The sequence below is a fragment of the Paludibaculum fermentans genome (genome assembly GCF_015277775.1).
GTDB classification, from domain to species: Bacteria; Acidobacteriota; Terriglobia; order Bryobacterales; family Bryobacteraceae; genus Paludibaculum; species Paludibaculum fermentans.
In genome coordinates, this window is the sequence record NZ_CP063849.1 from 5,335,008 (window position 1) to 5,347,047 (window position 12,040).

At 61.1% G+C, this 12,040-nt stretch carries 13 protein-coding genes and 1 tRNA gene; 7 read left to right on the forward strand and 7 right to left on the reverse strand.

Going from position 1 to position 12,040, the window contains the following annotated elements:
• Positions 1-14: 14 nt before the first annotated feature.
• From nuoK to IRI77_RS20915, 5 genes are read right to left on the reverse strand one after another with little or no spacing between them, the layout of a single operon-like run.
• Entirely contained in the window at positions 15-326 is a 312-nt protein-coding gene (gene nuoK / locus IRI77_RS20895; protein ID WP_267239320.1) for an NADH-quinone oxidoreductase subunit NuoK, read from the reverse strand.
• A gap of 3 nt (positions 327-329) precedes the next feature.
• A complete protein-coding gene (locus tag IRI77_RS20900) occupies positions 330-836 on the reverse strand; it encodes an NADH-quinone oxidoreductase subunit J family protein (protein ID WP_194446963.1) in 507 nt (168 codons plus the stop codon).
• A 48-nt stretch (positions 837-884) separates the two neighbouring features.
• On the reverse strand, positions 885-1,340 hold the full coding sequence (locus IRI77_RS20905) for a NuoI/complex I 23 kDa subunit family protein (RefSeq protein ID WP_194446964.1): 456 nt from the start codon (positions 1,338-1,340) through the stop codon (positions 885-887).
• A 22-nt stretch (positions 1,341-1,362) separates the two neighbouring features.
• The gene (locus IRI77_RS20910) at positions 1,363-2,472 is read right to left on the reverse strand and encodes an NADH-quinone oxidoreductase subunit D (protein WP_194446965.1); all 1,110 of its coding nucleotides are present in this window, start codon (positions 2,470-2,472) and stop codon (positions 1,363-1,365) included.
• 2 nt (positions 2,473-2,474) lie between these two features.
• On the reverse strand, positions 2,475-3,182 hold the full coding sequence (locus IRI77_RS20915) for an NADH-quinone oxidoreductase subunit C (protein WP_228486238.1): 708 nt from the start codon (positions 3,180-3,182) through the stop codon (positions 2,475-2,477).
• 364 nt (positions 3,183-3,546) lie between these two features.
• Between IRI77_RS20915 and IRI77_RS20920 the strand changes: the two genes are divergently transcribed.
• A complete protein-coding gene (locus tag IRI77_RS20920) occupies positions 3,547-3,873 on the forward strand; it encodes a c-type cytochrome (RefSeq protein ID WP_194446966.1) in 327 nt (108 codons plus the stop codon).
• Between the two features lie 2 nt (positions 3,874-3,875).
• On the opposite strand, the gene IRI77_RS20925 is transcribed toward IRI77_RS20920, so the two are convergent.
• Positions 3,876-5,111 carry an EAL and HDOD domain-containing protein gene (locus IRI77_RS20925; RefSeq protein ID WP_194446967.1) on the reverse strand — a complete coding sequence of 412 codons (1,236 nt, stop codon included), beginning with the start codon at positions 5,109-5,111 and terminating at the stop codon, positions 3,876-3,878.
• A 238-nt stretch (positions 5,112-5,349) separates the two neighbouring features.
• On the opposite strand from IRI77_RS20925, the gene IRI77_RS20930 reads away from it, so the two are divergent.
• A tRNA-Glu gene (locus IRI77_RS20930) sits at positions 5,350-5,427 on the forward strand.
• 93 nt (positions 5,428-5,520) lie between these two features.
• Here the strand turns inward: IRI77_RS20930 and IRI77_RS20935 are convergent.
• Positions 5,521-6,867 (reverse strand): POTRA domain-containing protein, encoded by a 1,347-nt coding sequence (locus IRI77_RS20935; protein WP_194446968.1) that lies wholly within the window; start codon positions 6,865-6,867, stop codon positions 5,521-5,523.
• A gap of 43 nt (positions 6,868-6,910) precedes the next feature.
• Between IRI77_RS20935 and lpdA the strand changes: the two genes are divergently transcribed.
• The 5 genes from lpdA to IRI77_RS20960 all read left to right on the forward strand — a co-directional run bounded on the left by lpdA (position 6,911) and on the right by IRI77_RS20960 (position 12,035).
• A complete protein-coding gene (gene lpdA, locus IRI77_RS20940; protein WP_194446969.1) occupies positions 6,911-8,305 on the forward strand; it encodes a dihydrolipoyl dehydrogenase in 1,395 nt (464 codons plus the stop codon).
• A gap of 5 nt (positions 8,306-8,310) precedes the next feature.
• Positions 8,311-8,961, forward strand: a complete 651-nt coding sequence (gene lipB, locus IRI77_RS20945) for a lipoyl(octanoyl) transferase LipB (RefSeq protein WP_194446970.1) — start codon at positions 8,311-8,313, stop codon at positions 8,959-8,961.
• 25 nt (positions 8,962-8,986) lie between these two features.
• Positions 8,987-10,342 (forward strand): 2-oxoglutarate dehydrogenase, E2 component, dihydrolipoamide succinyltransferase, encoded by a 1,356-nt coding sequence (sucB, locus tag IRI77_RS20950; protein WP_194446971.1) that lies wholly within the window; start codon positions 8,987-8,989, stop codon positions 10,340-10,342.
• Between the two features lie 78 nt (positions 10,343-10,420).
• Positions 10,421-11,632: a hypothetical protein gene (locus IRI77_RS20955; protein WP_194446972.1), complete on the forward strand. Its 1,212-nt coding sequence runs from the start codon at positions 10,421-10,423 to the stop codon at positions 11,630-11,632.
• A 73-nt stretch (positions 11,633-11,705) separates the two neighbouring features.
• The gene (locus IRI77_RS20960; RefSeq protein WP_194446973.1) at positions 11,706-12,035 is read left to right on the forward strand and encodes a PadR family transcriptional regulator; all 330 of its coding nucleotides are present in this window, start codon (positions 11,706-11,708) and stop codon (positions 12,033-12,035) included.
• Positions 12,036-12,040 lie beyond the last annotated feature (5 nt).

Here is a 12,040-nt window from a genome sequence, read left to right on the forward strand (position 1 = left end):
CGTGCCGGCTCCTCCTACCACTTCAACAGGTCGATTTCGTCGACCAGGACCGTTTCCTTGTTACGGAAGACGGCGATCAGGATTCCAAGGCCAACCGCGGCTTCCGCCACGGCAACAGTGATGATAAAGATGGCAAAAACCTGGCCGTTGAGCTGTTGCAGATGTTTGCCGAAGGCGACCAGATTGATGTTGACCGCATTCAGGATCAACTCCAGGGACATCATGACGACCACAGCATTGCGGCGCAGCAGGATTCCCACGGTGCCGATGAGCAGCAACGCGGCGCTCAGGACGAGATAGTGTTCCGTGGTGATGGGGTGCAGCATGGGTCAGATCCTCTTTTTCGCCATGATGACGCTGCCTACGACCGCCACCAGCAGCAGGATGGAGGCCAGTTCGAAGGGCACCAGATACTGTTTGAAGAGCACGTCGGAGAGCGCTTCGACGTTGCCAGCGGAGGGAAGTTCCGGCGCCGACTGGCCCAGGTGCATGCTGCCCGAACCCTGGCGCAGGAACCAGGTGATCAGGGCACCTGAGCCCACGACACAGACCACAGCGGCAATCCAATGGCGGTGGAACTGCCGTTCCCGTGCGGCGGCGTCCAGATTCACCAGCATGATGACGAAAAGGAAGAGGACCATGATGCCGCCGATGTAGAGCACAATCTGGACGGCGAACAGGAACTCGGCTTTCTGCAGCAGGTAAAGCCCGGCGACACCGGCCAGCGACCCAATCAGCGCGAGGGCGCAATGGATGGCGTTGCGTAAGGTGACGGTGAGGATGGCGCCGATGAGGGTCAGCGCCGCGAACGCATAGAAAAATCCGGTTTCTAGCATGGACACACGTCGGGTTTGAGAACCCGCTCCCTGTAAGTCATGGGGCGCTCAGAACTTGTACTTGGTAGGCTTGATGCCCTCTTCGAGGATCTGCCGGTCAAAGATCGCCCCTTCCCGCGAGTAACTCGCCAATTCAAAGTCCTGCGTCAATTCCAGAGCGTCTACCGGACAGGCATCTTCGCACAGGCCGCAGAACATGCAGCGCGAGGTGTCATAAGTGAAGTTAATGAGGTCTTTGCGCTTGGTCTCGGGGTTGCGTTCCCACCCGACAACAATCAGGTTCTCGGGGCAGGCCAAGGCGCAGAGGTCGCAGGCGATGCAGAGCGTCTGTCCGTTCTCGGGATTGATATTCAGGCGCGGAGCGCCGCGATAGCGCTCGGCGATCTTGGGGCGTTGGGCCGGATACTGCTCAGTGACGATGTTCTTCGGATTCTGGGTCCGGAAGGTCACCATCAGGCCCTGCACAAGGTCGACGAGAAAAATGGTTCTCAGAAGCTTACGCATGGTCGTTTAGATCCGCCGGGGGTTAGCGGTCCACCTCCCCAAGCACAATATCGATGGTGCCGATGATGGCCACCAGGTCCGCTACCAGCGAACCGCGCGCCATCTTGTCGAGCGATTGAAGATTAACGAAGGACGGCGGCCGCACCCGGCAGCGGTAAGGCTGCGTGGAACCGTCGCTGACAATGTAATACCCGAGCTCGCCCTTGGGCGCTTCGATCGAGACGTAGGCCTCGCCCACCGGCGGCTTCAAGACCTTGGGCACCTTGGCCATGATGGGGCCTGCCGGGATGTCGGCCACGGCCTGGCGCACAATGCGGACGCTTTGGCGCATCTCCTGCATTCTCACCATATACCGGTCGTAAGTGTCGCCGTTTTCGCCCGTCGGAATGTCGAAATCGTACTTCTCGTAGCCGGAGTAAGGCAGTGCCTTGCGGATATCCCAGGCACATCCGGCGGCGCGGAGCATCGGGCCGGTCACACCGTACGCCTTGCAGTCTTCAGTGTTCAGGATGCCCACGCCGATCATACGCTCGCGCCAGATTCGGTTGCCGGTGAGCAATTCTTCGTACTCATCGATCTTCGGCAACATCATGTCGCAGAAGTCGTTTGTGTCCTTCTCGAAACCTTCGTACGTCTCATACTGCAGGCCACCGATGCGGAAGGCGTGCGTCGTCAGGCGGGCGCCGCAGTACTTTTCGAAGATGTTGAGCGCATACTCGCGCTCACGCATGCAATAGAACAACGGAGTGATGGCGCCGATATCCAGGGCGTGCGTGCCCAGCCACAGCAGGTGGCTCGCAATGCGATTGAGTTCGGTGAGGACAACCCGGACGGCCTGCGCGCGCGGCGTGGCTTCGGCGTTCAGCAGTTTCTCGACCGCCAGGCAGTAACCTAATCCGTTGGAGATTGCCGCTACGTAGTCCATTCGGTCCACGTAGGGCGCAAACATGGTGTACGTGCGGTTTTCCGCGATCTTTTCGACGCCGCGGTGCAGGTACCCGATCACCGACTCCGTGCCCAGAACGCGCTCGCCGTCCAGTTTCACGATCACGCGCAACACGCCGTGCGTGGAGGGGTGCTGGGGCCCCATGTTCAGAACCAGTTCAGTGGAATCGAGGAATGTTCCCGCCATGGTTATTGTCCACTCTCGATCCCCAGGTTCTCCTGGACCCACTTCTGATCCATTTTGAGGATCCCGTTTTCCTTGCGCAGAGGGAAGGTCGACCACTCGTCCGGCAGCAGGATGCGCCGCATGTTGGGATGACCGTCAAACTCGATGCCGAACATGTCGTAGACTTCGCGCTCGAGCCAATCCGCCGTAATATGCACCGTTGTCGCGGTCGCAACCCGTTCCCCATCCTTGAGCAGGACTTTGATGCGGATGCGCTCATTTCTCCGGAAGCTGTAGAGAACGTAGATGATGTCGAATTGCTCATCACGCTTCGGCCAGTGGACTGCGGTAATGTCCACCAGGTAGTCGAAGCCGTGATTGTCCTTTAGCGACTGGAGGATAGGAATCACGGCAGCGGGCTTGGCTACCAGGAAGTTCTGGCCGAGATAACTCAGGAAAGCAGGAATCTGGTCGGAAAACTCAGCAGCCAAGACGGACGGTAACTCGCCTTCCCAAGGCGCGGTAACCATCACAGCCGGGGGCTTGGGCGCTGGCGGAACAGCCGGTTTCGCGGCGGCCGGCGGCTTGGGTGCGGCGGCAGCGGCAGGTTTCGGCGCCGCGGCCGGGGTTACCGGTGCGGCATCGGAAGTTTGTGGAGCGGCGGCAGGCGTTTGAGCTGGCGGAACAGGCTCCGGCGCGGGGGCGCCTTCCGGCTTTAGGTCGTCAGGCATGGAAGAATCCTAACTGAACATTCAGGGTTATCACAACCGGAAATTCGGTGTCAAATGTCCGAAGTTCCCTGAGTGCTGTGAACCCTTTGCAGGAGAGGGCTTCACGGCCCTCTGGCGACAAAAATACCTCAAAAGCCGAAGCCCGGAGCATAGCGGGAGGCCGGAAGCGGGCTCCAGGGTCTCACAGCGCCCCGTTTTCGACCGCACATTAACGTCAAGTTAAACTTCGGCGCTGAGCGCGCCCCACTAGTCCACGTAGGCCCGAAAAGTCCCGGTGGGCGCTCTGTTCCACCGGCACAACGGCCATGTCCAAGAGATTGTAAAATGGAATGAACCACTGTTCTCCTAAGGAGCTCCCGTAACAATGCTGAAGCGAGTTCTGGCGACTGCCGCCATTACCTTGAATCTGGTTTCCGGTCTGGCGCTGGCGCAGAAGAAGGGCGACGCGGATAAGGGCAAGGAAGTATTCGAACAATGCGGCGTGTGCCACAATGCCACGACCGACGAAAAAAAGATGGGTCCCAGCCTGAAGGGGCTGTACAAGAAGCCGAAGCTCGCCAACGGGCAGAAGCCGACGGATGCCGCCATCCTCGGGATCATCAACAAGGGCAAGGGTGCAATGCCGGCCTTTGATGAGGTGCTGAGCGCGGACGAAAAAGCCGACCTGATGGCCTATCTCAAGACGATCTAGCTCTATTTAGCCGGCACGCCGGTTTCAGTGACTTCGGCGGTCCACTGCAAAGCCCGAAGGTAGACGTCAGCGACAACTCCAACTGGCAGTAGGAGTTGTCGGCAATGCGGTTCCAACTCCTGAGGGGATGCTCGTTCGTAGGATTCGACAATCCGGACAAGCGCCCCCAAGGGCCCCTCACTGCGCCCGAGCAGAACGGACGCCAACTCCTCCCCCAGTCCCAACTGTTGAACTACCTCGCGCATGGGGGCGCCCAGCAGCGCATCCATCAGCGTGAACATGCCGGCCATGAAAGCGAGCGACTTAGCGAGCTTGAGCCCCGCCTCCTCCGCCAGTAACTCGCACATCCGCGCGCGGATCAGGGCGGCATCGATTATCTCGGTGCTGCGGCCGGCGGCCAGGGTAGGCAACAGGACGAAAGTCATCCAGCGGCGCGTTTCATTCTCGCCCAGCCGCATCAGGCACTGGCGCAGGCTGGAGATCTCGCGCGGAGCACCGAATCGTGCTGAATTGGAGTATTGAATCAGTCGGTAGCAGAGCCCGACATCGGGCGCGATGGCGGCCTCCACCTTTTCCAGCGTGAACTGGTCAGCACCCAGCAAAGTCAGCAACTTGAGCTTCGTATTGTGGCGGGCATTGAGGGTTCGCCCGCTGACCACGCGAGGCCGGTGCAGGAAGTAGCCCTGGAAATAGTCGTAGCCGGCGGCCAGGGCGGAATCGCGCTCCTCGACGGTTTCCACCTTTTCGGCCAACATGCGCAGCTTACGCTCTTTCAAGCGGCGCGCGATTCTGACGGAATCGGCGCCGGAGATAGCGCGAAAATCCACCTTTACCCAATCGACAAGCTCCAGTAGCGGGTCGAACTCCGGCAGCCCGGTATAGTCGTCCAGGACCAGCAAATAGCCGAGTTTGCGCAACTCCCGGCAGGCCGCCAAAACCTCCGCATCAGGCTGCACATTCTCCAGGATTTCGAGGCCGATGACGTCGGAAGGCAGTGAGCGGATGCGATCGTCCAGCAGCATGCTGCGAGGCACGTTGATCAGCGCCCGCCGGCCCTTCAGGAGAGAATCGAGGCCGATATCGAGGAAACTCGCCGAGAGAACCTGCCAACTGGCCAACTCGTCGTTTCGGGTAGTTGCGGTTGCGTCGGGAAGCGCTCGAAACAAAAGCTCATAGGCCACCACATTATTGGTGCGATCAAAGACAGCTTGGCGAGCTACGTGAACTTCGAGTGACATCCGCTAGATTTTGACCGAAATTGGAGTTCACGGGACGGCCGGCGGTTCCACTTCCGCCGACGCCGCGAATCTGTACCATGTTATATCAGCGCTTCTGTCAGCGGCTGAACACTCATCGGCACCAATCTAGCAGTATCGAACAAATCCAGCCACCCCGCCCAGCGGCCTGTGAAGATTTGACCAAAGCGGCGTGAGGCGGCTAAACTAAAAAGGTCAGCGGTTCTGCGCCGCTGTGTGCGTCCCCATCGTCTAGCCCGGCCTAGGACACCGCCCTTTCACGGCGATAACGCGGGTTCGAATCCCGCTGGGGACGCCATCTTAACTCTCCCCACCCGCATCAATTCCCCCAGAACGAGTAGCATCGCACGAGTCCCTCGCGCGTGTGAGATACGAGCGGACGAGTTCGCGGCTAGTCCCAGGGCTCAGGCTTCTTTTCCACCTTCGGCGGCGCCCCTTTGAAGGTCAGCACAACATCCACCAACTGGTTCTTGTCGTCGACCATTGTTTCCGCCTTCGTGTCACCGAGATTGTCGAAGATCCCCCGTTCCCGCACGCGCTCCAGGAAGGCGTCCGGATATTTGCTTCGAAACGGATCGCCAGGCTTGAGAATCCACAGCTTGCGCAAGACGGGCTCGGTTTCGATATCCAGGCCTTTGATCATCAGCCGGCCGAACTTGTACTCAGGCCCCGGATCCACGTTGATGAAGATGTCCACCGTCTTCTTCTCGTCGTTCAGCGCGCGATCCGCTTTGTAAGTGGCGCGCATGTAGCCGGTCTGCTTCACCTCATCAAGGATGCGTTGCATGCCTGCACCGATGACGGAGTAACTGACGGTCTCACCGGTCTTGAACTGCGCCAGATTCTGTACTTCTTCGGGCGAAATCGGCGCGCCACGCACTTCAATCTTGTCGAGTTTGTACACGGGCCCTTCGTCCACCTGCACGGTCACCACAACACCTTTCGCGGTCTTCGAGGGTTCCGCGGTGAACTTCGGGAAAGAGGCCTTGAGATGACCCACAGCCTCGTACATGGGCCGGATCTGGTTTTCCAGGAAGAGCCGGAAGTTGGTGTCCACGAACGGCATGCCCACGGCCACCTGGGACAAGGCTTTCACCAGATACCTGGAATCCAGTACCCGCGCCCCGGTGAAGGCAACCTCGGTGACAACGGGCGGCGCCGAATTGGGTCCAAACAGGATAGTGACCTGATCCTGGCCCAGCAGCAGGACCCGTCCCTGGACCGTCTCCTTGATCCCCTTCTCGCCGAGCATCGCCTGCATGATGGCGGCAACCTTATCGATTAGGACGTCCGACGGGGGGATCTTCTTACCGAACAGCGGCAGGGAGCGGCGAACCCGTTCCTCGACGGCCGCGCGCTCCAGCGGCAACCGGTCGAGCGACCACTCCATGAAGTTGGTGGGCTCAGTCACTTCCAGGGTGGCGGCCACACCTTTCACATCGGGCAGTCCTTCGTACTTCCAGCCGAAACTCTCAAAGAAGCCGGCGGCCAGGACGCGGTCGCGCGCCCGCTCGAAGTTCTGCTTGGTGGCGAGATCGCCCAGGCGGAGACCGGACGTGGAGATCACCTGTTCGGCCGTGTAGAACTTGTTGCCCGTCACGCGGATCTCGCGGATGGGCCAGATTTCGTTGGGTGCGGACTGCGCGGCGGCAGGATTCCGCGCCGGGACCGGGCGGCGGGCAGGCGCCTGTCCCCACCCCAGACAGGCGGCGACAAGGACGATGGCGGCGAGTCTCATTGCTTTCATTATGTGAAAATTTGCCAATGCTAGACTGAAAGTGATGTCCTACGATCTGATCGTGATCGGGAGCGGACCTGGGGGGTACTCCGCTGCGATTCGCGCAGGCCAGTACGGCCTCAAGACTGCGCTCATTGAAAAAAGCCCTCTCCTCGGTGGGACGTGCCTGCACGTTGGCTGCGTTCCCACAAAAGCCCTGCTCCACACTGCGGAAGTGTGGGACTACTTCCTGAACCCCGGACCTCAAGGGATTTCGTGCCAGGACCCCAGGCTCGACTATCTCAAAGTTCTGGAACGGAAGAACAAGATTGTCACCAGCCATGCCAAGGGCATCGAGTTTCTGATGAAGAAGCAGAAAGTCGAAGTCATTCGCGGCTACGGTCGGCTGAAGGGCCGCGGCCAGGTGGAAGTGCTCACCGACGGCGGCACTAAAACGCTGGAAGCAAAGAACATCATCATCGCCACCGGTTCCGAGGCGCGGATGATTCCAGGCCTGACGGCCGACGAGAAGACCATCGTCACGAATATCGAAATCCTGAGCCGCCCTCAGGTCCCCAAGAGCCTGCTGGTTATTGGCGCCGGCGCTGTTGGCGTCGAGTTTGCCTCTATCTTCAAGCGCTTCGGCAGCCAGGTGACCGTCTTTGAAATGCTGCCCCGGCTCGTGCCGGTGGAAGACGAAGACGTGAGCAAGGAACTGGAACGCCAGTTCAAGAAGCAGGGAATCAACCTGGAAACCGGCGCCAAGGTGCTGGAAGTGCAGCGTACCGCCGAAGGCGTCAGCCTGCAGGTACAGCTCGCCAGCGGGAAGGTGCAGCAGTTCGACGGCGAGATGCTGCTGGTGGCCGTGGGCCGCAAGCCGCTCACGGAAAACTGCGGTATCGAGAACACCCGAGTGGAACTCGACCGCGGCTTCGTCAAGGTCAACCAGTACCAGCAGACCGCCGAGCCGGGCGTCTACGCCATCGGCGACGTGGTCGCCGGCACGCCCCAACTCGCGCATGTCGCGACCATGGAAGGCATGGTGGCTGTCGCCCATATGGCTGGCAAGACCGCGACGCCTATCAACAAGAACCGGATTCCCGGCTGCACGTACACTGAGCCCGGCATCGGCAGCGTCGGCCTCACCGAGAAGCAGGCGCGCGAGAAGGGTTACGACGTGAAGGTGGGCAAGTTCCCCTTCGCCGGAAACTCGAAAGCCTCCATCCTCGGCAACCACGGCGGCTTCGTCAAAGTGGTGGCCGATGCCAAGTACGGCGAGATCCTGGGCGTCCACATCATCGGACCGCATGCCTATGAGCTGATCGCGGAAGCGGTGACGGCCATGGAAGCGGAAGCGACCGTCGAGACCATGATGTCGACGATCCACGCCCACCCGACGCTCTACGAAGCCGTCGGCGAAGCGTTCAACAGCGTGTACGGCCTGGCCATAAACGCCTGATCCCGATGCGAAAACTGCAAGTGCGCGAGCTCGGCCGCCTGGCCTATGGCGAGGCATGGGATTTACAGAAATCCCTGGCCGAGCAGCGCAAGCAGGGCCTCATCCCGGATCAACTCCTGCTGGTCGAACATCCCCACGTGCTCACCCTGGGCCGGAACGGTCACGAAGAGAATATCCTCTTAAGCCGCGACCGGTTGGCTGAACTCGGCATCGAATACTTTGAGATCAATCGTGGGGGCGACATCACTTATCACGGGCCGGGACAGATCGTCGGATACCCGATTCTTGATCTGAGAGAATGGAAGCGGGATGTCGTCGCCTATATCCGGGCACTGGAAGAAGTAATCATCCGGACTCTGCGGCGCTATGGGATTGAGGGAGTTCGTGATCCGGGCGCGGCCGGCGTCTGGGTGAACGGAGCGAAGGTCTGTGCGGTCGGCGTGCATATCAGCCGCTGGGTAACGACGCACGGCTTCGCCTTGAATTGGACTACGGATTTGAAGTACTTCCAGTACATCGTGCCCTGCGGGCTGACGAAGCCCGTGACCTCGATGGAAGAACTGGGAGTCCGAGTGGATCGCGCGGAGCTGCACCAGGCGATTCTGGACGAGTTCGCGCAGGTATACGAATACGAACCGGCGCTCGTGAGCGCCTGAGCCTGACAGACTGGAGAAAGTCGAAATGTCCGATGTCGTCATGCCCCAGATGGGCGAGAGCATTGTCGAAGGCACACTAACCAAGTGGCTCAAGAAGGTGGGCGATCGCGTGGAGCGCGACGAGCCACTCTTCGAGATCTCCACCGATAAAGTGGACACCGAGATTCCGTCGCCAACGGCCGGCACCCTCACCGAAATTCTGGTGCAGGAAGGCGCCGTGGTGGCCATCAACACCGTGGTAGCCCGTGTGGGCGACGGGGCCGCTGCACCGGCCCCCGCTCCGGCGCCTGCACCCGCTCCTGCCGTTGAGGCGCCCAAACCACCTCCGGCCCCTGTGGCTGCGGCACCTGCCCCGGCACCTGCCCCGGCAACTGCTCCGGAGCCTGCTCCGGTCCCGGTGGTGGAAGCAGTACCCGTACCGGCGGACGAGGACGACCAGGGCGGCCCCATTAGCCCGCTGGTGCGCCGCATGGCGCGCGAGAACAACATCGACGTAAAGGCGCTGAAGGGCAGTGGCGCCGGCGGCCGAGTGACCAAGCAGGACGTGGAAAACTACCTGGCCAGCCGCCAGGCTCCGCCTCCTGTGGCAGCAGCGCCTGCCGCTCCGGCTGCACCGCCTGCGTGGGCCACACCGGTGGCTCCGCCGCCCGCACCCGCCTCGACCGCGCCCCTACCCAGGGTCGAACCCGCTAAAGTACGCGTCGAGCCCATGTCCACCATGCGGCAGAAGATCGCAGAGCACATGGTGATGTCGAAGCAGACCTCCGCCCATGTGACGACGGTGCACCGCGTCGACATGACGAAGATCGCCAAGGTCCGCGCGAAGTCGAAGGATGAATTCCAGCAGCGCTACGGCTTCGGGCTGACGTTCCTGCCCTTCGTCCTGCGCGCCACCGCAGAGGCGTTGCGGGTGTTCCCGCTCTTCAACTCGTCGATCGAGGGCACCAACATCCTCTATCACAACGAGATCAATATCGGCGTCGCCGTGGCCCTGGAGAACGGGCTGATCGTGCCCGTCGTCCACCAGGCGGACGAGAAGAATATCGTCGGACTGCAGCGCTCCATCGTCGACCTCGCCGCCCGTGCCCGTTCCAAGCAGTTGAAGCCGGCTGAGGTCCAGGGCGGTACGTTCTCCATTACCAATTTCGGCAGCTTCGGCTCGCTCTTTGCGACGCCGGTCATCAACCAGCCGCAGGTGGCCATCCTCGGTGTTGGCGCCGTGGAAAAAGTGCCCGTGGTGATCGACGACGCCATTGCCATCCGCTCGATGGCCTACCTGGCCCTGACCTTCGACCACCGCCTCATCGACGGCGCTCTGGCCGATCAGTTCTGCCAGAAGGTAAAGTCGGTTCTCGAAAACTGGAACGACCAGGTTCTGTAACCACCACTCATTGACGAAAACACGCCGCTCATCGGATCTCCGGTGGGCGGCGTGTTTCGTTGTGGCACACTCGATGCCGTGAAGACGCTGCTTGGATTGCTGGCTTTGGCCGGGCTCACCGTTTCCGCGCAGCCCACAGCCAAAGAGCGCCTGTTGGAGCGGATTGAGGCCATCGCCGTCTCGGAACCGCCAGTGCTTGGCGTTGACACGCAGATCAGGACGGCGGCCACGCTGGCGTCCAAGGATCCGGATCTGGCCGAGCGCTGGCTGCAGGCAGCCACTTCGCGCGCCTTACCCCTGGTGGACCTGCACACCCGCGGCGAATTCCTCATTGCGATCGTCGACCAGTACCGGCAATTGGACACAGAAGCGGCGGAGCAGGTCTGCAGCCTCCTGCCGCGCCGGGCGACGGGCGCCAAAGAGGATCCCTTGGCCCGGTGTTACCACAGCCTCTTCTCAGTCAAGCGCTCATGGGAAGAAGAGAAGGCACTCACCCGCCGGGCCCTGTCCGCGGGGGCATTCCTGGCACCGGAGATTCGCAGCCACCTGGAACGCTCCATCAAGGAGCATCCGGAGGAGTGTGCCGCCGAGTTCGCCGTTATTGTGGAAGGCTTCCCCGCCGCCGATGCTTCCCCCCAGGAGCGCAGGCACTTGCTCGATATGGCCAATCTGATCAGGAAGCGCGAGCCGGAGTTGGCCGCGGCCGCCAGGAAACTGGCGGAGAGCAAGCCGAAAGCCCCCGCCGCGGGCACTGAAGAGGAGCTCGAAAAGAAGCAGGTGCTGGGTGAAGAGAAGCCACCAACGGAGGGCCTGGCCACGCCGGAACGGATCTCCCTGGCTCGCAAACAAACGCCCGCAATGCAGGTGGAGATGTTGCTGGAGGTCATGGACGGCGACAAGGAACTCTCGCCGCCACAGCGGATCGCCCTTGCCTATGAAGCGCTCGAGGTGACACCCAAGATCAAGGCCGGCGACGAACGGCTGGTCAGTCAATCGATGCTCGCGCGCCGGCTATATGACTACGGCGATCGAGGCAAGGCCGCCGTGGCCGCGCAGATGCTGGCTGAGTCGTTCGAGAAGTTCTACAACTGCGAGACCGCCGCGTGTGTAGCGTTTGAGGGCGACTCGAGCCCTGGTGAGGTGATCAATGATTTCGCGGAGTACTTGCGCGAGAACAAGATCCAGCCGGAGGATCTGGGGCTGCGCCACAAGTCGCTGGAAGCGCGGCTGCTGATCCTCGACCTGCAGCAGAGCCTGGGCATCGAAAAGAAGCGGTTCTCATTCTTTTGAGATATTCAGTTCTGATATTGACATTCTATAGGAGTGGGCGCATGATGGCCGTATAGGCAGTCTATACGAACCGATGCCGCCCACTACCAACCTCCTACAGGGGACTCTCGACCTTCTGATCCTGCGTTCGCTACTCACGGCCGAACTGCACGGACTCGGCATCTCCCGCCGCATCGAACAGATGACCGGCGGCACGTTCCAGGTGAAGCCCGGCTCTTTGTTCCCCGCGCTGCATCGTATGGAGGAGGCTGGCTGGTTGAAGTCCTCATGGGGCGAGTCGGAGTCAAACCGCCGCGCCCGCTACTACCAGATGACCGCCGCCGGCCGCCGGCACCTCAAGTTGGAAACAGAGGAATGGCAGCGGATCTCGCTCGCCATGGCGCAGGCGTTAGCCACCTCCTGAGGTAC